The organism is Novosphingobium cyanobacteriorum, assembly GCF_029436685.1.
Taxonomy (GTDB): domain Bacteria; phylum Pseudomonadota; class Alphaproteobacteria; order Sphingomonadales; family Sphingomonadaceae; genus Novosphingobium; species Novosphingobium cyanobacteriorum.
Genome location: NZ_JAROCY010000004.1, coordinates 114,059 through 134,774 on the forward strand (window position 1 = coordinate 114,059; position 20,716 = coordinate 134,774).

Annotated in this window: 25 protein-coding genes; 10 read left to right on the forward strand and 15 right to left on the reverse strand. The window is 67.4% G+C overall.

All coding sequences use genetic code 11. From position 1 onward, the window contains the following. The first annotated feature begins 68 nt into the window (after nucleotides 1-68). Together pal and POM99_RS05405 are read left to right on the forward strand one after the other, a co-directional pair. On the forward strand, nucleotides 69-581 hold the full coding sequence (gene pal / locus POM99_RS05400; RefSeq protein ID WP_277275837.1) for a peptidoglycan-associated lipoprotein Pal: 513 nt from the start codon (nucleotides 69-71) through the stop codon (nucleotides 579-581). 103 nt (nucleotides 582-684) lie between these two features. After that, nucleotides 685-1,218, forward strand: a complete 534-nt coding sequence (locus POM99_RS05405) for a J domain-containing protein (protein ID WP_277275838.1) — start codon at nucleotides 685-687, stop codon at nucleotides 1,216-1,218. A 43-nt stretch (nucleotides 1,219-1,261) separates the two neighbouring features. On the opposite strand, the gene POM99_RS05410 is transcribed toward POM99_RS05405, so the two are convergent. After that, nucleotides 1,262-1,645, reverse strand: coding sequence for a ribonuclease HI (locus tag POM99_RS05410; protein ID WP_277275839.1), 384 nt, complete (start codon nucleotides 1,643-1,645; stop codon nucleotides 1,262-1,264). A 12-nt stretch (nucleotides 1,646-1,657) separates the two neighbouring features. Here POM99_RS05410 and POM99_RS05415 point away from each other — a divergent pair, with 12 nt between their 5' ends. Further along, a complete protein-coding gene (locus POM99_RS05415; protein ID WP_277275840.1) occupies nucleotides 1,658-2,209 on the forward strand; it encodes an rRNA large subunit pseudouridine synthase E in 552 nt (183 codons plus the stop codon). Here the strand turns inward: POM99_RS05415 and POM99_RS05420 are convergent. The 6 genes from POM99_RS05420 to POM99_RS05445 all read right to left on the reverse strand — a co-directional run bounded on the left by POM99_RS05420 (nucleotide 2,206) and on the right by POM99_RS05445 (nucleotide 5,792). Next, nucleotides 2,206-3,390 (reverse strand): CCA tRNA nucleotidyltransferase, encoded by a 1,185-nt coding sequence (locus tag POM99_RS05420; protein ID WP_277275841.1) that lies wholly within the window; start codon nucleotides 3,388-3,390, stop codon nucleotides 2,206-2,208. The genes POM99_RS05415 and POM99_RS05420 overlap by 4 nt on opposite strands. Continuing rightward, nucleotides 3,383-3,985: an NUDIX hydrolase gene (locus POM99_RS05425; protein WP_277275842.1), complete on the reverse strand. Its 603-nt coding sequence runs from the start codon at nucleotides 3,983-3,985 to the stop codon at nucleotides 3,383-3,385. The genes POM99_RS05420 and POM99_RS05425 overlap by 8 nt, the downstream gene beginning before the upstream one ends. After that, nucleotides 3,982-4,554: a DUF1285 domain-containing protein gene (locus tag POM99_RS05430; protein ID WP_277275843.1), complete on the reverse strand. Its 573-nt coding sequence runs from the start codon at nucleotides 4,552-4,554 to the stop codon at nucleotides 3,982-3,984. The genes POM99_RS05425 and POM99_RS05430 overlap by 4 nt, the downstream gene beginning before the upstream one ends. Nucleotides 4,555-4,577: 23 nt before the next feature. Next, the gene (locus POM99_RS05435) at nucleotides 4,578-5,087 is read right to left on the reverse strand and encodes a GNAT family N-acetyltransferase (RefSeq protein WP_277275844.1); all 510 of its coding nucleotides are present in this window, start codon (nucleotides 5,085-5,087) and stop codon (nucleotides 4,578-4,580) included. Nucleotides 5,088-5,170: 83 nt separating this feature from the next. Then, nucleotides 5,171-5,587 (reverse strand): DUF2442 domain-containing protein, encoded by a 417-nt coding sequence (locus POM99_RS05440; protein WP_277275845.1) that lies wholly within the window; start codon nucleotides 5,585-5,587, stop codon nucleotides 5,171-5,173. Next, the gene (locus POM99_RS05445; protein ID WP_277275846.1) at nucleotides 5,580-5,792 is read right to left on the reverse strand and encodes a DUF4160 domain-containing protein; all 213 of its coding nucleotides are present in this window, start codon (nucleotides 5,790-5,792) and stop codon (nucleotides 5,580-5,582) included. The genes POM99_RS05440 and POM99_RS05445 overlap by 8 nt, the downstream gene beginning before the upstream one ends. Nucleotides 5,793-6,013: 221 nt before the next feature. Between POM99_RS05445 and POM99_RS05450 the strand changes: the two genes are divergently transcribed. The 3 genes from POM99_RS05450 to POM99_RS05460 are packed head-to-tail and all read left to right on the forward strand — an operon-like array spanning nucleotide 6,014 to nucleotide 8,569. Continuing rightward, nucleotides 6,014-7,432 carry a cytochrome ubiquinol oxidase subunit I gene (locus POM99_RS05450; RefSeq protein ID WP_277275847.1) on the forward strand — a complete coding sequence of 473 codons (1,419 nt, stop codon included), beginning with the start codon at nucleotides 6,014-6,016 and terminating at the stop codon, nucleotides 7,430-7,432. Beyond that, nucleotides 7,429-8,436 carry a cytochrome d ubiquinol oxidase subunit II gene (gene cydB, locus POM99_RS05455; RefSeq protein ID WP_277275848.1) on the forward strand — a complete coding sequence of 336 codons (1,008 nt, stop codon included), beginning with the start codon at nucleotides 7,429-7,431 and terminating at the stop codon, nucleotides 8,434-8,436. Before POM99_RS05450 ends, cydB begins: the two co-directional genes overlap by 4 nt. Then, on the forward strand, nucleotides 8,423-8,569 hold the full coding sequence (locus POM99_RS05460) for a DUF2474 domain-containing protein (protein ID WP_277275849.1): 147 nt from the start codon (nucleotides 8,423-8,425) through the stop codon (nucleotides 8,567-8,569). Before cydB ends, POM99_RS05460 begins: the two co-directional genes overlap by 14 nt. 148 nt (nucleotides 8,570-8,717) lie before the next feature. Here POM99_RS05460 and POM99_RS05465 read toward each other — a convergent pair whose 3' ends face one another. Beyond that, nucleotides 8,718-10,115, reverse strand: a complete 1,398-nt coding sequence (locus POM99_RS05465; RefSeq protein ID WP_277275850.1) for a helix-turn-helix domain-containing protein — start codon at nucleotides 10,113-10,115, stop codon at nucleotides 8,718-8,720. Nucleotides 10,116-10,262: 147 nt separating this feature from the next. Between POM99_RS05465 and POM99_RS05470 the strand changes: the two genes are divergently transcribed. From POM99_RS05470 to POM99_RS05485, 4 genes are all read left to right on the forward strand, one after another. Continuing rightward, nucleotides 10,263-11,858, forward strand: a complete 1,596-nt coding sequence (locus POM99_RS05470; protein ID WP_277275851.1) for an isocitrate lyase — start codon at nucleotides 10,263-10,265, stop codon at nucleotides 11,856-11,858. A gap of 91 nt (nucleotides 11,859-11,949) precedes the next feature. Next, on the forward strand, nucleotides 11,950-12,105 hold the full coding sequence (locus POM99_RS05475; protein WP_277275852.1) for a hypothetical protein: 156 nt from the start codon (nucleotides 11,950-11,952) through the stop codon (nucleotides 12,103-12,105). Nucleotides 12,106-12,386: 281 nt separating this feature from the next. Beyond that, entirely contained in the window at nucleotides 12,387-12,659 is a 273-nt protein-coding gene (locus tag POM99_RS05480) for a hypothetical protein (protein WP_277275853.1), read from the forward strand. A gap of 63 nt (nucleotides 12,660-12,722) precedes the next feature. After that, nucleotides 12,723-13,415: a glutamine amidotransferase gene (locus POM99_RS05485; RefSeq protein WP_277275854.1), complete on the forward strand. Its 693-nt coding sequence runs from the start codon at nucleotides 12,723-12,725 to the stop codon at nucleotides 13,413-13,415. A gap of 238 nt (nucleotides 13,416-13,653) precedes the next feature. Here the strand turns inward: POM99_RS05485 and POM99_RS05490 are convergent, their stop codons facing one another. From POM99_RS05490 to POM99_RS05520, 7 genes are all read right to left on the reverse strand, one after another. After that, complete coding sequence (locus POM99_RS05490; RefSeq protein WP_277275855.1) at nucleotides 13,654-14,820, reverse strand: aminotransferase; 1,167 nt, start codon at nucleotides 14,818-14,820, stop codon at nucleotides 13,654-13,656. Between the two features lie 183 nt (nucleotides 14,821-15,003). Next, on the reverse strand, nucleotides 15,004-15,255 hold the full coding sequence (locus POM99_RS05495; protein ID WP_277275856.1) for a hypothetical protein: 252 nt from the start codon (nucleotides 15,253-15,255) through the stop codon (nucleotides 15,004-15,006). After that, entirely contained in the window at nucleotides 15,252-16,703 is a 1,452-nt protein-coding gene (locus POM99_RS05500; protein ID WP_277275857.1) for a radical SAM protein, read from the reverse strand. The genes POM99_RS05495 and POM99_RS05500 overlap by 4 nt, the downstream gene beginning before the upstream one ends. Continuing rightward, nucleotides 16,675-17,394 carry a prolipoprotein diacylglyceryl transferase gene (locus tag POM99_RS05505; RefSeq protein ID WP_277275858.1) on the reverse strand — a complete coding sequence of 240 codons (720 nt, stop codon included), beginning with the start codon at nucleotides 17,392-17,394 and terminating at the stop codon, nucleotides 16,675-16,677. Before POM99_RS05505 ends, POM99_RS05500 begins: the two co-directional genes overlap by 29 nt. Before the next feature lie 19 nt (nucleotides 17,395-17,413). Then, entirely contained in the window at nucleotides 17,414-18,625 is a 1,212-nt protein-coding gene (locus tag POM99_RS05510; protein WP_277275859.1) for a cytochrome P450, read from the reverse strand. An 87-nt stretch (nucleotides 18,626-18,712) separates the two neighbouring features. Continuing rightward, nucleotides 18,713-19,246 (reverse strand): VOC family protein, encoded by a 534-nt coding sequence (locus POM99_RS05515; protein WP_277275860.1) that lies wholly within the window; start codon nucleotides 19,244-19,246, stop codon nucleotides 18,713-18,715. Further along, entirely contained in the window at nucleotides 19,243-20,706 is a 1,464-nt protein-coding gene (locus POM99_RS05520) for a dihydrolipoamide acetyltransferase family protein (protein WP_277275861.1), read from the reverse strand. Before POM99_RS05520 ends, POM99_RS05515 begins: the two co-directional genes overlap by 4 nt. Nucleotides 20,707-20,716: the final 10 nt, after the last annotated feature.

The window sequence follows — 20,716 nt, forward strand, 5'->3', positions numbered from 1 at the left end:
ACGATTCCGTTTGCCAATTCATCTTGTGCAATGCACAATTCGTCGCACCTGCTTAAGGAGACTCTCGTATGCCGCGCCATGTCCTGACAGCGACCGTACTCGTTTCCGCGCTTGCCCTGTCCGCCTGCGCTTCGAAGCCCAAGGAGCTGCCGCCGCAGCCCACCGCCACCACCACGACCACCACCGCGCCCACCGGCCCGCAGATGACCGGCCCGGCTCCGGGCAGCCAGGCCGATTTCCTCGCTTCGGTTTTGTCCGACACGGTCCACTTCGATACCGATCGCTACAACATCGATACCGAGGACCAGGGCGTGCTGAAGAGCCAGGCGCAGTGGCTCGCCCGCTATCCCGGCAAGATGGTCACCATCGAAGGCCACTGCGACGAACGCGGCACCCGTGATTACAACATCGCGCTGGGCGAACGCCGCGCCAATGCGGCGAAGAACTACCTCGTCAGCCTCGGCATCGACGCCGCGCGCATCACCACCGTCAGCTATGGCAAGGAACGCCCGATCGCGCTGGGTTCCGACGAAGCCAGCTATGCCAAGAACCGCCGCGCGGTGACCATCACGGTCCAGTAATCGCGCCCGCACGCCGGCGTCGAACCAACAAAGGGGCCGGGCGCATACGCGCTTCGGCCCCTTTTGCTTGACCTTTGCGGTGCGCTTTGTCTTTGACGAAGGCATGGCACGGCAAGGTCGATCCACCGATTGGGGCTTTCCCCGCTGGCGCGGCTATGGCGCCGGGCGCGAAGCCGCGCCCGTGCGGCTGTGCGACCGCGCCGGGTGCGATGAACGCGGCGATTGCCCCGCGCCCAAATCCCCCAACAGCCCCGATCGCTGGTATTTCTGCGAACGCCACGCCGCCGAATACAACGCCGGGTGGAACTACTTCGAAGGGCTGGACAAGGAAGAGGCCGAACGCCGCGAACAGGCAGAACGCGGCGAAGCCTCGGGCTTCCGCCAGTCGTCCTGGGCAGAATGGGGCGGATCGGGCGATGGCACCCGCAGCCGTGACGAACTGCGCGCCCTTGAAGCCTTGGGCCTCGATCCGGATGCGGATTACGAAGCGGTGAAGAAGGCCTGGCGCACCAAGGCCAAGCTGGTCCACCCCGATGTCCGCCCCGGAGACGAGGAAGCCGCCAAGGAATTCCGCAAGCTGCAAGTCTCCTACGAAGTCCTCCGCGCCGCGGAGGAGCGGCGCGAATGGCGCGGGTGATATAGCTCTCTACCCTTCAGGGGGGAGCGGGGACTTCGCACCCCTACCGCGGATGCAGCCGGTTCAGTGCAATCCCCGCCAGGTTCTGCGCCCGCCGCACATGCCTTACCGGTGGCACGTGCTCGCCCGCCAGCGCGCGGAACGCCGCCAGATGATGCGCCACCTCGGCTGCGGGCCGCGCCAGTCCGCTCGCCACCCGCACCACTGCCAGCGCATCGCCGATCAGTACGAAGTCGGCCAGCCCTTCCGCCTGCGCCCACCGCAGCGCCTCGATCAGCGCCAGCCATTCGGCATCCTGATGCGTGCCCCTGCCATGGTCGCGGCGGATATGCGCCTGCCCGCGCAGCATCACCGCCGTCTCGATCGGGCCGGGGTTGGGACGGCAGCCGCCGTCGAAGAACACTTTGGTGCGCGCGCGGTTTGCCATTAGGGCGGATGCATGGCCCGCCTGATCCTGTTCAACAAGCCTTATGGCGTCCTCAGCCAGTTCACCGATACGGCTGGCGCAGAAGCGCGGGCCACGCTGTCGGATCATATCGCCATCCCCGGCGTCTATCCCGCCGGGCGGCTGGATCGCGACAGCGAAGGCCTGCTCCTGCTTACCGATGATGGCCGCCTGCAGGCGCGCATCGCCGATCCGCGCTTCAAGCTGGCGAAGACGTATTGCGTGCAGGTTGAAGGCGAGCCCGACGAAGCCGCACTCGCCGCGCTGCGCGAGGGCGTGCGCCTGAACGACGGGATGACCCTGCCGGCCGATGCGCGCCGCATTGCCGAACCCGCCGGGCTGTGGCCGCGCGATCCGCCGGTGCGCTTTCGCAAGACCGTGCCCGATTGCTGGATCGAACTCGCCATCCGCGAAGGCCGCAATCGCCAGGTCCGCCGCATGACTGCCGCCGTCGGCCACCCCACCCTGCGCCTCGTCCGCTGGCGCATCGGTGACTGGACGCTGGACGGCCTTGCGCCGGGCGAATGGCGCGAACTGAGGGTCTAGGCCGTCAACTGGGCAAGCGCCTGATCCAGCAGCGCGGGAATCGCCGCATCGTCGAAACCGGCCGCGATCCAGCCATCTTCCACCCTGCGCAGCGTGCGCGCCACGTCAGGCCCGGCGGAAACGCCGCGCGCCACCACGTCGCCGCCTTTCAGCGGAAAGCGCGGCGGTTCCCATCCCTGCAGCGCCGCCGTGGCCCGATTGGTCAGCAGCAGGCGGTCCAGCGCCTCCTCGCGCCCGATGCGATAGACCATGGCGCGCGGGTCGGTGCTGGCATCTGCGCTGCGCCCCGCCGCGCTCGCCATGCGCTTGCGCTGCGCGGTGGACAGGCGCAGCCGGGCCGCCACCTGCTCTGCCGTCGCAGGGTCAGCCGGCAGGATCGCCGCCATGCGCCGCACCGCATCGCCCGCCACGCCCTCGCGCACCTCGGCCGCCACCAGCGCCGCCAGGGGCGCAGGGTCCGCTTCTGGCAACACCTGCGCCAGAACGCCCAGTTCGGCCATCCGCGCAATTGTCGGCGCGGGGTCGGGCAGGCCCAGCAGGTTCAGCAGTTCGCCCGCGATCCGCTCGCGCGAAAGGCCTTTCAGCCCCGCCGCCAGCGCGGATACCGCCGCCTCGGCTTCGGCATCCGCCGGGATCGATCCGAACCGCGCCTGGAACCGGAAATAGCGCAGGATGCGCAGGTAATCCTCGCGGATGCGCTGTTCGGCATCGCCGATGAAGCGCACGCGCCGCGCCTTCAGATCGTCCAGCCCGCCGAACCAGTCATGCACCTGCAGCGTGCGCGGATCGGCATAGAGCGCGTTTATGGTGAAGTCGCGCCGCGCGGCGTCGTCCTGCCAATCCTGCGCGAACTCGACCACCGCGTGGCGGCCGTCGGTCTCCACATCCTTGCGCAGCGTGGTGATTTCCACGGGCCCGTCGGCCAGCACTGCCGTGACGGTGCCGTGGGCAAGGCCGGTCGGCACGGCCTTTATTCCCGCCGCCTGCAGCCGCGCCATCGTCTCTTCCGGCAGAAGCCGGGTGGCCATGTCGATGTCCTTCACCGGCAATCCCAGCAGGGTATCGCGCACCGCCCCGCCCACGAAGCGGCAATTGCCCTCTTCGGCAGGATCAAGTGCTTGAACCAGCGCGGAAATGCTGGCGCGGCGGGTCCATGGGGCTGGGGGCAGCAGGTTACGCATTCCAAGGCATTCTATGGGCAAGGTTGCTGATGATCCCGGCCGTCACCCCCCACACCCGATGCCCTTCCCACAGGATCTCGATGTAGTGGCCGTGGTGCCCGTTGACGCTCGCCGGCACGCGGGTGTGGTTGGCGGGATCGAGGAGGAAGGCCAGCGGCGGTTCGAACCATGCCGCCACCTCCAGCGGGTTGGGCATCAGCGGCAGGTCGGCAGGCACGGTGGCGAGCACGGGGGTGATGTCATAGCCCGATCCGGTGCGATATCGGTCGCTCTCCCCCACCACGTGGACCAGCTCTGGGGGGATGCCCAGTTCCTCGTTCGCCTCGCGCAGCGCCGCCTCCACCGGCGTCTCGCCCGCGTCGATCTTGCCGCCGGGGAAGGCCGCCTGCCCGGGGTGCGACCGCATGTTGGACGGACGGTGGATCAGCAGGACGCCGGGGCCATCGGGATGGTCGGGCCGGTCGGTCACCGCGATCAGCACCGCCGCCGGGCGCAGCGGCTTGCCGGGGGTGAAGCGCCAGTCCTCGTAGAGCGGCTCGCGCGGCTCCGCGTGGCCCTGGTGAAACAGCGTGGTCAGCCGCTCGATCAGGCTCATGCCGCAGGCGCCAGCGCAAAGCGCCGCCCCATGCTCTCCACCGCCAGCGCCTCCACCGGTGAGACGGTGAGCGCATGGTCGATCAGCTGGCCATAGGTGCTGCGGTTGAGCCGCGCCTCCACGCCATGGCGCACGGCGAGGTAGAACGCCGGCAGGTCCGCGCTGCCCGCCACGCGCAGGGGGTTGTCGGGGCCGAGCAGCACGATCTCGTCGGTGTTGAGCCGGAAGGCGATCACCGGCCGCCCCTGTTCATCCTGCCTGACTTCCATGTCGGTGGCGATGAAGGCGGCATCGTCCACCGCAATGGCCAGCCGCTCGAACGGAGTGACCAGCCAGTGCTGCCCCGCTCCATCGCGCGTCAGCAGGCCTGAAAAGGCGCGGACCATGGCCGGTCGGGTGATCCGCCCGCCCTGGTGGAACCACGTGCCATCGGCGGCGATGCGCATCTCGGAATCGCCGGTCCGTTCGGGCGTCCACTGGTCCAGCGGCGGCAGGCGGCGCGCCGCCGCTTCGGCAGCCAGTTCGGCCAGCGACAGCGCGGCAAGTTCAGGAGGCGGGACGTATGGCACGGCGACTGCCCTGCCAGATCGGTTCAGCGCCGCCAAGGCCCCAGCATGCCCTCTTGGGGCAGGACGGCCGGATTGGCGGTGCGGCAGAGCAGCCGACGCTGCTCGAACGGGCCGGGCAGCTTCCACCCGGCGGTGTGCGCGTTGGAAAAGCCGAAGAAGCGTTCGTAGTATTCCGGATCGCCGATCATCACCTGCGGCAGCGGCGCGCGCGGATCGATGGCGGTGAGCGCCGCGGTCATCAGCGCCTTGCCATAGCCCTTGCCCTGGTCATCCGGCATCACCGCCACCGGGCCGACCATGATCATCGGATGCGCACGGCCCTGCGCGTCGGTGAGCGCCACCGGCCAGCACTGGATGGAGCCGGCCAACATCTCGTTCTCGTCCACCGCGGCAAACGACAGCGCGGGCAGCCAGTCCATCCCTTCGCGCACCTTGTACGCCGTGCGCTGCCGCCGTTCGGGCTCGAACGCGGTATCGAGCAGGTCTTCGACAAGCGCCGGATCGACATCGGCAAGCGGAATGATGGTGGCCACGGCGGCGCTTTCAACAAGGAAACTGGAACGGGGCCGATAGCGATGGGGGGAAGGGGGCGCAAGGGCGGGTGCCCGTCGCCAACCTAGCCAGACTTGCGGGGTCTGCCCCCCTTTGCGCCATTGGCCCGTGCTGCGGCGGCCTTTGCGGCCGAGCGTGCCTGTCCTGCGCGCCGCGCCATGTAGGCGCTTGTGCCGAAAAGGCCGGCAAGCAGGCCGGGGATCGAAAGATCGACGTCGAGCGCCTCCCAATGCAGGCCATAACCATTGCCAAGCACCTCGAAGGCGGCAAGCTCGTCATCGCTCGCATTCTCGAGTCCTTGCGCCAGGTGTGGCGGGAACGTGAACGTGCAGCCGTTGGTAAGCGCCACCACCATCCGGCCCCGGCGACGATCATAGCGCGCGCTGGCCGCTCTCGGTTCGATCTGCGCCGCGATCCGGCCGCGCTCCTCGGCGGCAGCCAGTTGCGCTTCGCTCGGCTCGATTGTGACAGCCTCAGCCATGAATTTCTCTCCAACGCGCCAGAAGCGCCTGCTGCTCATCCACAATTACCTGCATGGCGCGCCGCACATCGCCTCGCTTCATGCCCTCTATGGTCACGACCTCCGTCTTGCCGTCGGCTCCGCGCAGATTGATCTTCGCATGCCCGTCGCCAAACACGTGGACATGGGCTGGCGCATGGTCATCGACGAAGATGATGAAGCGCATGCCATGAGCGCGGTGCCGGTGACCATGGAATCAAATAACCTATCGAGATGGGTTTTTCAACGGCAAGTGCACGATCTTCCTGCATATCGCCTTTCACCCCGCCCCGCCCCGTGCATGTTCTGCAACTGCGGCGCGAAAAAGTCACTTTACCGGTTTCTAATACAGGCGTAGCGCGCCACCCAAGTCGCTGAAAAACGGCGATGCGCAGGGGAGTACCAAACGTGGCGAACGGCATTGATCCGCATTCGGCCGCGCTTTTGCTGGCGCGACTCCAGTTTGCCTTCACGGTGAGCTTTCATTTCATCTTTCCGGCCTTTTCCATCGGCCTCGCCAGCTATCTGGCGGTGCTTGAGGCGCTGTGGCTGAAGACGGGCAAGGCGCTCTACCTCGACCTGTTCCGGTACTGGCTGAAGATCTTCTCGGTCGCCTTCGCGATGGGCGTCGTTTCGGGTCTGGTCATGTCGTACCAGTTCGGCACCAACTGGTCGGTGTTCTCCGACAAGGCGGGCGGCGTGATCGGGCCGCTGATGGCCTATGAAGTGCTGACCGCCTTCTTCCTCGAAGCCGGGTTCCTCGGCGTGATGCTGTTCGGCATGGGGCGCGTTGGCAAGGGGCTGCACTTCGCCGCGACGCTGATGGTGGCGGTGGGCACGTTCATTTCCGCGTTCTGGATCCTGTCGGTCAATTCGTGGATGCAGACGCCGACCGGGTACGAGATCGCGCCCGATGGCCGCCTGCTGCCGGGGCCGAGCTGGCTGGCGATCATCTTCAATCCCAGCTTTCCCTATCGGCTGGTCCACACGGTGATCGCGGCGTACCTGACGACGGCGCTGGCGGTGGGCGCGGTGGCGGCGTGGCACCTGCTGCGCGGATCGACCAATGCCCATGCCCGCAAGATGTTCTCGATGGCGATGTGGATGGCGGCGGTGGTCGCGCCGATCCAGATCGTGGCGGGCGATGCGCACGGGCTGAACACGCTGGAGCACCAGCCGGCCAAGGTCATGGCGATGGAGGGGCATTACCAGTCGCACGCCGATGGCGCGCCGCTCTACCTGTTCGGCGTGCCGGACGACAAGGCGCAGAAGCTGGACTACGCCATCGCCATTCCCAAGGCCTCAAGCCTGATCCTGAAGCACGATCCCGATGCGCCGCTGGCCGGGCTGGACAGGGTGGCGCCGGACAAGCGCCCGCCGGTGGCGGTGCTGTTCTGGTCGTTCCGCATCATGGTCGGGCTCGGCTTCCTGATGGCGGGGCTGGGGCTGTGGAGCCTGTGGGCGCGGTGGCGCGGCAGGCTCTACGATGCGCCGTGGCTGCACCGGCTGGCCGTGGCGATGGGGCCATCGGGCTTCATCGCGGTGATCGCCGGCTGGGTGACGACCGAGGTGGGGCGCCAGCCTTATACGGTCTATGGCCTGCTCACCACGGCGGAAAGCCGCAGCCCGATCGCCGCGCCGGCGGTGGCGACATCGCTGGTGGCGTTCGTGCTGGTCTATTCCGCGGTGTTCGGCGTGGGCATCTGGTATCTGCTGAAGCTGATGGCATCGCCACCGCATCCCCATGAGTCCGGGCCGGAAAGGGCGCCGATCCGCACTGCCGGGATCACCCCGGCGCCGCAGCATGTGGAAGGAGCCGCGGCATGAGCGTGAACCTCGATCTCGCCACCGTGTGGGCCTTCATCATCGCCTTTGCGGTGCTGATGTACGTGGTGATGGACGGCTTCGACCTTGGCATCGGCATCCTGTTTCCGGCGTTCCGGCCGGGGGAGGAGCGCGACCAGGCGATGAACGCCATTGCCCCGGTGTGGGACGGCAACGAGACCTGGCTGGTGCTGGGCGGGGGCGGGCTGTTCGCCGCCTTCCCGCTGGCCTATGCGGTGGTGCTGCCCGCCACCTATCCGCTGGTGATCGCGATGCTGCTGGGGCTGGTGTTCCGCGGCGTGGCGTTCGAATTCCGCTGGCGCGATCCGCGCCACCGCGCCTTGTGGGACATGGCGTTCTTTGCGGGATCGCTGGTGGCGGCGCTGGCGCAGGGGATCATCCTGGGCGCGCTGCTGCAGGGCATCCGCGTGGAAGGGCGCGCCTATGCCGGGGGCTGGCTCGATTGGCTGTCACCCTATTCGCTGCTGACCGGGGTGGGCGTGGTCTGCGGCTATGCCCTGCTCGGCGCGTGCTGGCTGGCCATCAAGGTGGAAGGCAGCGCATTGGACCGCACGATCCGCCATGCCCGCATCGCCGCGCTGGCAACGCTCGGCGCGATGGCGGCGGTCAGCCTCGCCACGCCCTTCCTTGCCGGGCAATACTTTGCGCGGTGGTTCCAGATGCCGATGCTGGTGGCGCTGGCCCCGGTGCCGGTGGCGACGGTGGCGATCGCGGTGCTGCTGTGGCGCGCGCTGGGCCGGCGCGAGGAATGGCCGCCGTTCCTCTATGCGCTGGCGCTGTTCGGGCTGGGCGCGGTGGGGCTGGGCGTTTCGATGTGGCCCTATGTGGTGCCGCAATCGATCACCATCTGGCAGGCCGCCGCGCCGGAACGGTCACAGGTGTTCATGCTGGTGGGCGTGGCCCTGGTTATGCCGCTGATCCTCGCCTACACCGGCTGGGCCTACTGGGTGTTTCGCGGCAAGGTGGGTGACCATGGCTATCATTGATCCCCGGCTCGATCCGGATGGCGCGCAGGGCGCGCCGCTCTGGCGGCGGCTGGCGTGGATGGCGGGGATCTGGGCGGCGAGCGTGGTGACGCTGGGCGTTGTGGCTGGTGTGCTTCGGATGTGGTTGTGGTAGAGTCCACGTTCCTCCCCATTTTTGCGCAGCACAAATGGGGAGGTGGCAGCCGTCAGGCTGACAGAGGGGCCTATACCCCTCCACCACCCACTTGGTGGGCGGTCCCCCTCCCCATCTGTCCTTCGGAAAAATGGGGAGGATAGGTGGCTTAGCTCTCCGCGAACGTGAACGGCTCGGCAGTGCGCCGGTAATCGTCCGGCAGGATCTCCCGCCCCAGCGGCGGCTCGGCCCGGGCGGTGCAGGCCGCGCGGTTGCACAGGCGGCAGGTGACGCCGATGGGGGTGGGCTCGGGCTGCGGGCCCTGCGCGTAGACGAGGCGGGGGGCGTGTTCGGCGGCGCAGGCGAGGGCTATGGCGCGGACGGCGGCAGGGCGACCCCAGCTGCCGCCGCCCGAAGTGACGCTGCGCGCGATGGAGAAGAAGCGCTGGCCGTCGGGCAGTTCCAGCCACTGCGTGAGCACTTCGCCGGGGCGGCGGAACACGTCGTGCAGGGTCCATAGCGGACAGCCTCCGCCATGCGCGGCGAAGGGGAAGCCCGCGCCGTCGAGCCGCTTGGAGACGTTGCCCGCGGCATCGACACGGATGAAGAAGAACGGCACGCGTTCCTGACCGGGGCGGTTGAGCGTGGTGAGCCGGTGGGCGACCTGTTCGAAGCTGGCGCCGAAGCGGCCGGCGAGCGCGTCCATGTCATAGGCATGGGCCTCCACCGCGCGGGCGAAGCGGTCGTAGGGCATGATCAGCGCGGCGGCGGCATAGGCGGCGAGCGCGCGGCGGACCAATTGCGCGGCGGTTTCGCTGGCGAAGCTTTCCCCGCGCACCAGCGCGGCGATATCGGGCCGCAGCGCGGTGTAGGCAATGTGCAGCGCGATCTGCCAGGTGCGGGCCTGCAGGGGCAGCGTCTCTTCCAGCAGCAATTGCTCGGCGTGGCGGTCATAGCGGCGCAGCGCGCCCATCATCACGTCGGCGGGCAGCAGGCGCAGGCGCACGCCCTGCCTGCGCAGCCATTCCGCGCTGCCGCCGGCCTTGTCGATCTCCTCCGACAGCGCCTCGGCCTTGCTGTCCAGCGTCGGGAAGTAGTTGCGCCGGGCGGCGACGAAGCGCCGGGCCTCGCCCACCGGGTCGCTCGCAGCGTCTGTCCCGGCGCCCGCGCGCAGCCCGGCCAGCGCCTGCTGTTCGCGCATATAGGCGGTATGGAGCCGCAGCATCGCCTCGGTAATCCCCGGATAGCTGGTGGCGACATCGGCCACTTCCAGCGCGGGCAGGTCGATCTCGGCAAAGATCGGATCGCGCAGCACTTCGCTCAGGCGCCGGGCATAGTCGTCGCGCTCCTCCGCCGCGAGGTCGGCCATGTCGAGCCGGTAGGTGCGGGCGAGGCGCAGCAGCAGGTCCGCCGTCAACGGGCGCTGGTTGCGTTCAAGCAGTGCGATGTAGCTGGGCGATATGGCGAGCTCCTCGGCCATGGCCTGCTGCGTCAGCCCCAGTTCGCGGCGCAGGCGCTTCAGCCGCGGGCCGAGATAGAGCGGGCGGGAGACGGGTTCGCGGGCCATGACAAGGATCCTGTGCAGTCAACACAACTTTACAAGCAAATCCTGTAAAGTTTGACAACAAGACTTCGCGAGGGGTGTCCGACTCTCGATGCGCTGCGTTACCGGGATGCCACGCACACCGAACACCTGCGTGAGGGAAACCGAGTAATGACCTACCAGAGCAAGATTGCCGAGGCCCGCCAGGCCATTTCCCCGAACAGCCAGACCTGGGACGGCATCGAGGCCGAGAGCGTGGCGCGCATGCGCCTGCAGAACCGTTTCCGCACCGGGCTGGACATTGCGAAGTACACCGCCGCGATCATGCGAGCCGACATGGCCGCCTATGATGCGGACCCGGCGAACTACACGCAGTCGCTCGGCTGCTGGCACGGCTTCATCGGCCAGCAGAAGATGATCTCCATCAAGAAGCACTTCGGCAGCACCAAGGGGCGTTACCTCTACCTGTCCGGCTGGATGGTCGCCGCGCTGCGCAGCGAATTCGGCCCGCTGCCCGATCAGTCGATGCACGAAAAGACCAGCGTTCCCGCGCTGATCGAAGAGCTCTACACCTTCCTGCGCCAGGCTGACGCCCGCGAGCTGGGCGGCCTATTCCGCGATCTGGATGCCGCCAAGAAGGCGGGTGACGCAGTCAACACCCACCGTCTGCTCCACAAGATCGACGAATTCCAGACCCACGTCGTGCCGATCATCGCGGATATCGACGCCGGCTTCGGCAATGCCGAGGCGACCTACCTGCTGGCCAAGAAGTTCATCGAGGCGGGCGCCTGCTGCATCCAGATCGAAAACCAGGTATCGGACGAAAAGCAGTGCGGCCACCAGGATGGCAAGGTCACTGTGCCGCACGACGACTTCCTCGCGAAGATCCGCGCGGTTCGCTATGCCTTCATGGAGCTGGGCGTGGATGACGGCGTGATCGTCGCCCGCACGGACTCGCTGGGCGCGGGCCTGACCAAGCAGATCGCCTATGTCCGCGAAGCGGGCGACATCGGCGACCAGTACAACAGCTTCCTCGATTGCGAGGAAGTGGACGCCGCCAGCCTCGGCCACGGCGACGTGCTGATCAGCCGTGACGGCAAGCTGATGCGCCCCAAGCGCCTGCCGAGCAATCTCTTCCAGTTCCGCCCGGGAACCGGCGAGGACCGCTGCGTGCTCGATTGCATCACTTCGCTGCAGAACGGCGCGGACCTGCTGTGGATCGAAACCGAAAAGCCGCACATCGGCCAGATCGGTGGCATGGTCAGCCGCATCCGCGAAGTGATCCCCAACGCCAAGCTGGTCTACAACAACAGCCCCAGCTTCAACTGGACGCTGAACTTCCGCCAGCAGGTCTATGACGCGATGGTCGAAGCCGGCAAGGACGTGTCCGCCTATGACCGCGCCAAGCTGATGAGCGTGGACTACGACGGCACCGAGCTGGGCATCGAAGCCGACGAGCGCATCCGCACCTTCCAGCGCGATGCGGCGGCGCAGGCCGGCATCTTCCACCACCTGATCACGCTGCCGACCTATCACACCGCCGCGCTCAGCACCGACAACCTCGCCAAGCGCTACTTCGGCGAAGAAGGCATGCTCGGCTACGTCAAGCAGGTGCAGCGCGAGGAAATCCGCCAGGGCATCGCCTGCGTGAAGCACCAGAACATGGCCGGTTCCGACATTGGCGACGACCACAAGGAATACTTCGCCGGTGAAGCCGCGCTCAAGGCCGGTGGCGCGCACAACACGATGAACCAGTTCGCCGCCTGATTTCCCCGGGGGCCGGCAGATCGCCGCCGGTCCCCACTTTGACCCAAGCAGTTTCGCGGCATCCCGCCACGAAGATCCAAGGAGACTGACAATGGAACCTGCCCGTGCCCGTGCGGTCCTCTCGACCGAGGACTTCAAGCTGATCCGCGAAGCCGTGCTCCACTATCTGAAGGCCATCGAGGACCAGCCGGAGTCGGTGAAGTTCTCGCACCTTTATCACCGTCTCGGCAGCGCCATGGGGCGCTGACCCAACCGGACTTTCCTGGGGAGGAAAGCGGGCCCGTCGGGTGCATTGCTGCACCCGACGGGCCTTTTCGTGCGTTCATGACGGTGAAGCGATGCTTGCAAGGGGATCAATTTTTCTCCTCTTCCGTTTTATCAAGTGAATTGGTAGACATACGGGGCATGGCGGGAATCACCCGTTGCGCCGCGGCATTTGAGGGCTTGCAGCTTGCTCCGCGTCACCAACCGCTAAAGCGCACGGATGAGGCGTCTGCGCCAGTTCGTGTCCCGTGAAGGAGACATGCGATGAAGACCGATACCCTGACCCGCTATGCCGGCCTGCTGACCCTTCCGGTCGCCGTGGCCGCAGTGGTCGCCACCGCAGAGGCCCCGCGCAACCTGCGCCCTGCCGCCCGCCCGGATCATCGCATCGCACCGCAGGCGCTGAACCACGCCCACGCCGATGCGCCTCTTGACTGGCTGTGGAGCGAAATCGATCCCTTTGCCGACGAGGACGTGGGCGATGCCGCCGCGCTGGAAGCGCGCCACGCCGCCGAAGACAACCGCGACCTCGCCTGATCCACGCCCTTTTGACCGTCCGGCCTTGATCATCCAGGGCTGGCCAGGCCACGATTGCGACCGATGAAGACTGCCCTGATCATCCGCCACGTTCCCCACGAGGGTGTCGCCGGATACCGCCAGCCGATCGAGGACGCGGGCTATCACGTTGACCGAATCGACGTGACCGACCCCGAATTCGCCTCGCTCGATCTGTGCCGGCATGACCTGCTGATCATGATGGGCGGGCCGATGGGAATCTACGAGCACGAGGACCACCCGTGGATCCGCTGCCAGATGCGGCGGCTGGCACGGCGGCTTGAGGCGGACCGCCCGACACTGGGCGTGTGCTTCGGGGCGCAGATGGTGGCGGCGGCGCTGGGCGCGGAGGTCTATCCCGGCCCGGCCAAGGAAGTGGGCTTCCACCCGGTGACGGTGCACGACACCGAAGGACCGCTGCGCCACGTGGAAGGCGTGCCGGTGCTGCACTGGCACGGCGACACCTTCACCCGGCCCGAAGGTGTGGAACTGCTCGCTTCCAGCGACCTTTACGAACACCAGGCCTTCCGCCGCGGGCGCAACCTGCTCGCGCTGCAGTTCCACGCCGAAATGGGCGAAGACCCGCGCTTCGACGCGTGGATCGAACAATCGCCCGGCGATGTCGCGGCAGTGGGCCACACCCCAGACACCCTGCGCGCCGCGCACGAGGCCCACGGCCCCCGCGCGGTCGCGGCGGGGCGGGCGATGATCAGCGAATGGCTCGACGGGCTGGGCTGACGTCGGATTGTTGATCGGGTTTCGCGCAGAGAGCGCGGAGAGCGTGGAGAAGAAGGAAGATTGGTTCGCGCGAAGACGCGAAGACGCAAAGATTTCCGTGCTGCGCCGCAGGCCGTGATTATAGCCGACATACAAATATAAGAGCGGCTTCGCCGCAAGCGCCATGCCCTTCGCGTCTTCGCGCGAAACTCCTAATCTCTTCTCTCTGCGTCCTCTGCGCTCTCTGCGCGAACCAAATCTAGCGCAGCCTCACTTTCCAATCCGCCATCGCCGCCAAGGCCCGCTCCAGCAGCGCAGGCGGTTTGCAGTGGCACAGGCGGACCACGTGGCGCGGGCCCGGTCCTTCCCAGAGCGCGGAGACGGGGATCGAGGCGACACCCGCTTCGGCCACCATGCGGTCGCTGAAGGTGCGATCGTCCAGTGCGATGCCCGATGCGTTGAGGTCCACGCAAGTGAACCAAGTCGCCACGCCGGGCAGCACGGCAAAGCCTGCTTGGACCAGTCCTTCGTTCAGCACGCCGCGCGATTGTGCCCAGCGGGCATGGAGTTCGCCGGTGACGGCATCGTCGGCCAGCGCCTCCGCCACTGCCCATTGCAGCATCGGCGGCGTGGTGAAGGTCAGGAACTGGTGCGCGCGCGTGGTCACTTGTGCGAGTTGGGGCGCGGCGACCATCCAGCCGATCTTCCACCCCGTGGCGCCGAAGATCTTGCCCGCCGACCCGATCTTCACCGTGCGCGCATCCATGCCCGGCTGGGCGAGCAACGAGGCGTGGCGCCGCCCATCGAAGCGCACCGTTTCCCACACCTCGTCGCAGATGGCGAAAAGGCCGTGCGTGGTGCAGACATCGGCCAGCATCGCCAATTCCTGCGCAGAGGCGACGGTGCCGGCGGGATTGAGCGGATCGTTGACGATCATCGCGCGGGTGCGGGGGCTGATCGCGGCCTCGACGGCGGCGCGGTCATAGCGCCAATGCGGCGGGTGCAGGTCAACAAACACCGGCACCGCGCCCGCGCGCCGCACCAGCGGGGCATAGGCGTCATAGGCCGGCTGGAACAGCAGCACCTCATCACCCGGACTGGTCAGCGCGAGGATCGCCGCCGCGATCGCCTCGGTCGCGCCCGAGGTGATGATCACGTGGTCCCGCGTCAGCGCCAGCCCCTGCGTACGGCCATAGAACGCGGCCACGGCATCGCGCAGTTCAGGCACGCCGGGGGAGGGGGGATACTGCTGCGAGCGCTCCGTCATCGCCCGCGCCACGGCGGTGGTGAGCGCCGGGTGCGGGGGATCGTCGGGAAAACCCTGCCCCAGGTTGATCGCCCCGGTGGCGCGGCACAGTGCCGACATGTGTTCGAAGATCGTTGCCGGCATCGCGGCATAGAGCGGGTTGGGAGAAGGCACGGTCATTGCCTGCACCCGTGCGGCACCCTAGTGGGGTGGATTTGAAATTCGCCTTCTTTTGCAGCTAGCGCGGGAGCGAATTTCAAATCCATAAACCCCACTGGAATCCAATAGTTGCTAGTGACCCTTTTGAATCTGAAGTCCGCTCCGACCTATCATCAAAATGAGGCGGACTTCAGATTCGGGTCACTAGCGCAGCGAGTCAATGTCCACTTCGACCTTGGCGCTGCGGATCAGGCTCTGCCCGAACTTGAACAGGCCGAAGCCGATGGCGAAGGGAATGCCGCCGACCACGGCGACCATTCCGGCCATCCAGAATATCCCCGCCGGGTCTTCCACGCTGAACAGGGTCGACACAAGGAGCACCAGCGAACACAGTCCGCTCAGCCCTGCGATCAGCAGGCCCGCCGCCAGCAGGATGCCCCCCATCAGCTTCTTCATGCCCCCGCCTCCTCGGCCGCAAGTGCGCGATGCCTCGCCACCACGCCCGCGCCCTCGGCTCCCGCGCGGTAGAAGGTGTTGTAGGTGTCGAAGGGATAGATCATCCCTTCGGGCGTCACGAAATGCACGCAGCTGCGCTTCACCGTGCCCAGATCGAAGTTGTAGCGATCAAGGAACTGCAGGATCACCACGCGGAAGCTGTTGGCATAGCTCAATTCCTGCGGGACCATCGCCTGCGGCAGGCAGCACAGCAGCGCGGCCAGCTTGTCCTCGGTATTGGCCTGTGCGGTGGCGAGCGAAAGCAGGTCGAGGATCTTTTCGCGCAGCACCGGGTGCGCTTCATAGCTTATCGTGTTGGGCCCCTGCAGCACCAGTTCGCGCGGCAGCAGGCGGGTGATCGGCGTCACCTCGCGCCCCTGCCGCAGGCCATAGCCGATGCAGATCTGCTCCGGGTTGCAGGGCAGGGGAATCATGTCCTGCGCGCCGAACACCCCCGATCGTGCCACCTGCCGGCGGATTTCGGTCAGCACCACGCGGTTCAGCGCAGGGTCGAAGCCTTCGTTGCGGCCCGCGTCCTGCACCGGCTGGAACGTCACCCCGCGCACGCAGGTCCATTCCAGCGCGTGGCGGACGATCTCCGCCACTTCGCCATCGTTCACCCCGCGCTTCACCACCACCACCAGCGTGGTGGAAAGCCCCGCCGCCTCCAGCGCCTCCAGCGCCTGCTGCCGGATGCGGGAAAGCCGCGCCCCGCGCAGGTTCACCAGCGCATCGTCGTGCAGCGAATCGAACTGCAGGTAGACTTCCAGCCCCGGCCCATAGGCCTTCAGCCGCGCCACGAAATCCGCGTCCTGCGCGATCCTCACCCCGTTGGTGTTGATCATCACGTGCCGGATCGGCCGCGCCTTCACCGCATCGAGGATCGCGAAGAAGTCCGGGTGCAGCGTCGGCTCTCCGCCCGAAAGCTGGACCAGGTCGGGCTCGCCCTCGCTTTCCACCAGGGCATCGAGCATCCGCTCGATCTCGGCCAGCGGGCGGTGCGCGCCGTGGATGTCTGCCGCATCGGCAAAGCATACCGGGCAGGCCAGGTTGCAGGCGCTGGTTACTTCCACGATGGCCAGGCACGAATGCTGTTCGTGATCGGGGCACAGCCCGCAATCAAAGGGGCAGCCCGCCTCGGTCCGCGTCTGCGCGGTCTGCGGGCGGTCCCCCGGCTTCAGCCACAGCTTCTGCTGCCGCCAGTAATCGAGATCGTCGGCGATCAGCGTCTTCATCACGCCGTGGCGGCGGCAGCGCTTCAGCGTGTAGACCTTGTCGCCCTCGATGATCGTCTTGGCGGGCACGGGTTCAAGGCAGGTCTCGCACAGGCCGGTGCCCTGCCCATGGAACACATAGGGCGCAGCCTTGCGCTCGAACGGATCAGGCCGCGCTTTCACGCGCGTGGTCACGTCGCCACCAGATAATGCCATAGGCGATCAGTCCCCCGCACAGCAGGTGGAAGAGGTTGAACGGCCCCACCAATGGCGGATAGGGCTTCAGGAACTCCCACACGAAACGCTGCGCAGCATAGACGATCACCATCGCATGGAAAGCGTGCGCCTGCGCCCAATGCGCATGGCGGTTGCGCGCGCGGAGATAGGCCATTGCGAAGAGGGCCATGGCGAGGCCTTCGTAAAGCTGCACCGGATGGCGTGGCACCCCGTCGCCCAGGTCCACGCTCCAGGGCAGCGCGGTGGGCGTGCCAAAGGTCATGTCCGGCAGGCCCGAGAACAGGCATCCCAGCCGCCCCACCGCGATGCCGGTGCAGATCGGCAGCACGAAGGCCCCGCCGGTCGATCCGGTCACGCCATGCCGCCACTTCCACAGCTCCACCCCGGTGATCGCCCCGGCCAGCGCCCCGGCGATCGAGTGCGAGGGCACGAAGCCGCGCGGGGCCAAGGCCAGCGTGCCGACGATCCACGCGCCCGCCAGTGCGCCCAGCGCCAGTGCCATGAAATACCCCGGCTCGGTGCGGCGTGCGAGCGACTGCGCCTGCGCGGGCCAGCGGCGGTGCTGCCACCACGCGGCGGCGCTGGCGCAGGTCCAGGCCAGCAGGTCTCCCGCATAGTGCGCCAGCGGGTGGGTGGGCAGCTCGATCATCCGCGCCGGTCTGCGCGGTTCAGCAGTCCCACACAAGCGGCAGGTTGGTGCACGCGCCCACGTTGCCGCCGCGCATCGTCACCTTGCCTGCGGGATCGATGCGTGCAGGCGGCATCGCGTTGGTCCATTCGCGCAGGAAGGCGATCACTTCCATCCGCGCCAGCCCTGCGCCCACGCAGCGGTGCGCGCCCGCGCCCAGCGTGGTGTTGCGCACCGGGTTGAGTCCGCGCGCGAAGTCGACCTTTTCCGGATCATCGAAGCACAGCGGATCGAGGTTGTGGAGCACGCTGGGCAGGTAGACGATGTCGCCCTCGCGGATGGTCACGCCGTCCACCTCGATGTCGCACACCGCGTTGCGGCTGACGCCCACGGTGGGATAGCGGCGCATCAGCTCGTCCGCCGCCTGCGGGGCCAGCTCGGGCCGTTCGCGCAGCAGCTGGTGGTCCTGCGGATGGCGGGCGAGGTGCAGGGCGCACATGCCGACCATCGCCACCACCGTGTCCAGCCCGCCGAACAGCAGGTTGCGGCACATGCGCTTCGCTTCATCCACGGTCCACGGGCGGTCACCCACCTTTTCGGACAGGATGCGGCTGAACAGGTCGTCGCCCGGATTGGCCATGCGCTCGGCGATATAGGGGGCAAGGTAATCGTCGGCGGCGTCGCGCAGCTGCTCCACCGTCATCGACCCGTCGGGCCGGGTCAGCTGCGCGCCCAGCGGGCGCAGCCGCGCGCGGTCTTCCACCGGCACGCCGATCAGCGTCAGGAAGATGTGCAGCGGCAGCACTTCCGCGAATTCGCCCATGAACTCGCACCGCCCCTTTGGCGCGATGCCGGCGATCAGTTCGCGCGCGACCTCGACCACCTTGGGCTCCAGCGCCATGACATAGCGCGAGGCGAGGCCGCGCATGATCGCGGCGCGGGTATCGTGGTGGTCCTTGCCGTCCTGCTGCAGCGGGATGAAATCCATCGCTTCGCCAAGCCCCGGCGTTACCGCCAGCACCTTGTTGGAAAGGCGGACATTGTCGGCCCACAGCTCGCGCACCAGGGCGCCCGAGGTGGGGATCCAGTGGCCGTGGTTGGCAGTGGTCCACACCAGCGCGGGGCCGCCCTGCAGGCGCTTCCACGCGGCGAAATAGTCTTCGTCCATGCCCGGCGCGAAGAACAGGTCGAAGTCCACCACGCGGTCTGCGGGGACGTGCGCGGGCACGGGCGGGGTTGCGGTTTCGACCATCAAATATCCTCTCCGGAAGGGCGGTTCAGTCCGCCTCAACCCCGTCTCAGTCGCGCTCAGTCGGTTTCAACCCCGCCTCAACCGCGCTCAACCCAGCTTGCGAAGGGGGTCCTTGCCGTCCCAGTCCTTGCCGGCGTCCTTGATCATCTGGAAGATGCCGTCGGCGCCGGTCATGTTCTGCAGCAGCTCGATCACGTGCCCCGGTCCGGAACCGGGGTCGACATAGATCACCTCGCCATCGGCGCCGACCTTGCCCTCGACAAGGATCTCGGCCCCCGCTTCGGCACAGGCTGCGCGGGCTTCGGCGATGGAATCGACGAAGATGCAGATGTGGTGCAGCTGGTCGGTCACCGCATATTCGCCGGTGTAGATCGACGGTTCCTGGTTTTCCGGGCGCACCAGTTCGATCTGCACGTCACCCCAATAGGCGATGGCGATGGAGAAGACCGCGCCGGTGGGCACGCCCTTGTACTTCGCCTCGCCCAGCGCGACGTTCTCCATCAGGTAGAACGGCCCGACGCCCATGGTTTCGGTCCAGTACTTCACCGCCGCATCGAAATCCTGCGGCAGGTAGGCCAGCTGGCCCACCGGCCCCAGGTCGGTGATCTTGCGCACGGTCATGCGAACAGCCCTTCCGGCGCTTCGAGCAGGCCCTTCAGCGTCTGCAGGAACTGCGCGCCCGCCGCGCCGTCGATGGCGCGATGGTCGATCGACATGGTGAACTGGATGCGGCTTTCGAAGGCGATGTCGCCATTGCCCGCTTCCACCGCCACGCGGTTCACCCCGCCGACCGCAAGGATCGCGCCCTGCGGCGGGTTGATGATCGCGTCGAACTGCTCGATCCCGAACATGCCGAGGTTGGAGACCGAGAAGGTGCCCCCGTCCATGTCTTCGTAGGACAGCTTGCCCGCCTGCGCCTTGTCGATCAGCGCGCGGGTGGTGGCCGCGATCTGGGCGATGTGCATGCGGTCCGCCTGCCGCACGATCGGGGTGACGAGGCCCTTGGGGCTGGCCACCGCGATCGCCACGTCGGCGTGGGGGAAGCTGTGCACGGCATCGCCATGCACCTGCACGTTCACGTCTGGGTGCCGCACCAGCGCGACCGCAACCGCCTTGACGATGTAGTCGTTGATGGAAGCCTTGGTGCCCAGCACGAGGTTTGCCGTCTTGCGCAGCGCCATCAGCTCGTCCACCGACGCGGAGATGCGCAGGTAGAAGTGCGGGATGGTCTGCTTGGCCTCGGTCAGCCGCCGCGCCACGACCTTGCGGATCTTGTCGAAGGGCTGGACCGACGCCTGGTTGTCCACCAGTTCGAACGGCGCGCCAAACGAGACCGCGCCCGCCGCAGCGGCGGGGGGGGCAGGCTTCACCAGCGCCAGCACGTCTGCCTTGCTGATGCGTCCGCGCGGTCCGGTGCCGGTGAGGCCCGAAAGGTCGACGCCGTGCTGCGCCGCCAGTCGGCGGGCGAGCGGGGAGGCGAAGATCGCGCGGATTTCCTCGGGCAGGGGGGCCGTGCCCTTGTAGGACTCGGCGCGCTCCGGCCGCATGGCCTGGACCACGTCCTGATAGGTGATGCGCCCATTGCGGCCGGACCCGGCGATGGGTTCGATGTCCACGCCCTCGGCCTCGGCCAGCTTCAGCGCTTCGGGGCTGATCGCGCGGTTGGTCACGATCTTCCTGGGCGCAGCCGGGGCCGCCGCAGGCGCGGTGGCAGCAGCAGCAGCTGGAGCGGCAGCGGGGGCGGGGGCGGAATCCGATCCGCCCTTGGCGGCCACGGCCACTTCTGCCGGCTTGAAGCCTGCAACGAACGCCTCAACCTCGGCGTCGGTCGCCGCCGGATCGGTGAACACCGCCAGCAATGCGCCCACCGGCTGAGGGTCCGGGCTTGCCGGCACCAGCAGCCGCTTCAGCACGGCGTCGTATTCGGCTTCAACCTCGTTGGTGATCTTGTCGGTTTCGATCAGGCAAAGGACCTGGCCCTTCTTGAAGGCCTCGCCTTCCTTGACCATCCATTCGGCGATGGTGCCCTCGGTCATTTCGATGCCCCACTTGGGCATGCAGAACGGGCGGATGTCGGCCATGGGGGCGCTC

Excerpts from the sequence above, each read along its gene's own strand:
- pal (WP_277275837.1), top strand. The coding sequence starts at position 69 with ATGCCGCGCCATGTCCTGACAGCGACCGTACTCGTTTCCGCGCTTGCC.
- POM99_RS05405 (WP_277275838.1), top strand. The coding sequence starts at position 685 with ATGGCACGGCAAGGTCGATCCACCGATTGGGGCTTTCCCCGCTGGCGC.
- POM99_RS05410 (WP_277275839.1), bottom strand. The coding sequence starts at position 1,645 with ATGGCAAACCGCGCGCGCACCAAAGTGTTCTTCGACGGCGGCTGCCGT.
- POM99_RS05415 (WP_277275840.1), top strand. The coding sequence starts at position 1,658 with ATGGCCCGCCTGATCCTGTTCAACAAGCCTTATGGCGTCCTCAGCCAG.
- POM99_RS05420 (WP_277275841.1), bottom strand. The coding sequence starts at position 3,390 with ATGCGTAACCTGCTGCCCCCAGCCCCATGGACCCGCCGCGCCAGCATT.
- POM99_RS05425 (WP_277275842.1), bottom strand. The coding sequence starts at position 3,985 with ATGAGCCTGATCGAGCGGCTGACCACGCTGTTTCACCAGGGCCACGCG.
- POM99_RS05440 (WP_277275845.1), bottom strand. The coding sequence starts at position 5,587 with ATGGCTGAGGCTGTCACAATCGAGCCGAGCGAAGCGCAACTGGCTGCC.
- POM99_RS05445 (WP_277275846.1), bottom strand. The coding sequence starts at position 5,792 with ATGCGCTTCATCATCTTCGTCGATGACCATGCGCCAGCCCATGTCCAC.
- cydB (WP_277275848.1), top strand. The coding sequence starts at position 7,429 with ATGAGCGTGAACCTCGATCTCGCCACCGTGTGGGCCTTCATCATCGCC.
- POM99_RS05460 (WP_277275849.1), top strand. The coding sequence starts at position 8,423 with ATGGCTATCATTGATCCCCGGCTCGATCCGGATGGCGCGCAGGGCGCG.
- POM99_RS05465 (WP_277275850.1), bottom strand. The coding sequence starts at position 10,115 with ATGGCCCGCGAACCCGTCTCCCGCCCGCTCTATCTCGGCCCGCGGCTG.
- POM99_RS05470 (WP_277275851.1), top strand. The coding sequence starts at position 10,263 with ATGACCTACCAGAGCAAGATTGCCGAGGCCCGCCAGGCCATTTCCCCG.
- POM99_RS05475 (WP_277275852.1), top strand. The coding sequence starts at position 11,950 with ATGGAACCTGCCCGTGCCCGTGCGGTCCTCTCGACCGAGGACTTCAAG.
- POM99_RS05480 (WP_277275853.1), top strand. The coding sequence starts at position 12,387 with ATGAAGACCGATACCCTGACCCGCTATGCCGGCCTGCTGACCCTTCCG.
- POM99_RS05485 (WP_277275854.1), top strand. The coding sequence starts at position 12,723 with ATGAAGACTGCCCTGATCATCCGCCACGTTCCCCACGAGGGTGTCGCC.
- POM99_RS05490 (WP_277275855.1), bottom strand. The coding sequence starts at position 14,820 with ATGACCGTGCCTTCTCCCAACCCGCTCTATGCCGCGATGCCGGCAACG.
- POM99_RS05495 (WP_277275856.1), bottom strand. The coding sequence starts at position 15,255 with ATGAAGAAGCTGATGGGGGGCATCCTGCTGGCGGCGGGCCTGCTGATC.
- POM99_RS05505 (WP_277275858.1), bottom strand. The coding sequence starts at position 17,394 with ATGATCGAGCTGCCCACCCACCCGCTGGCGCACTATGCGGGAGACCTG.
- POM99_RS05510 (WP_277275859.1), bottom strand. The coding sequence starts at position 18,625 with ATGGTCGAAACCGCAACCCCGCCCGTGCCCGCGCACGTCCCCGCAGAC.
- POM99_RS05515 (WP_277275860.1), bottom strand. The coding sequence starts at position 19,246 with ATGACCGTGCGCAAGATCACCGACCTGGGGCCGGTGGGCCAGCTGGCC.
- POM99_RS05520 (WP_277275861.1), bottom strand. The coding sequence starts at position 20,706 with ATGGCCGACATCCGCCCGTTCTGCATGCCCAAGTGGGGCATCGAAATG.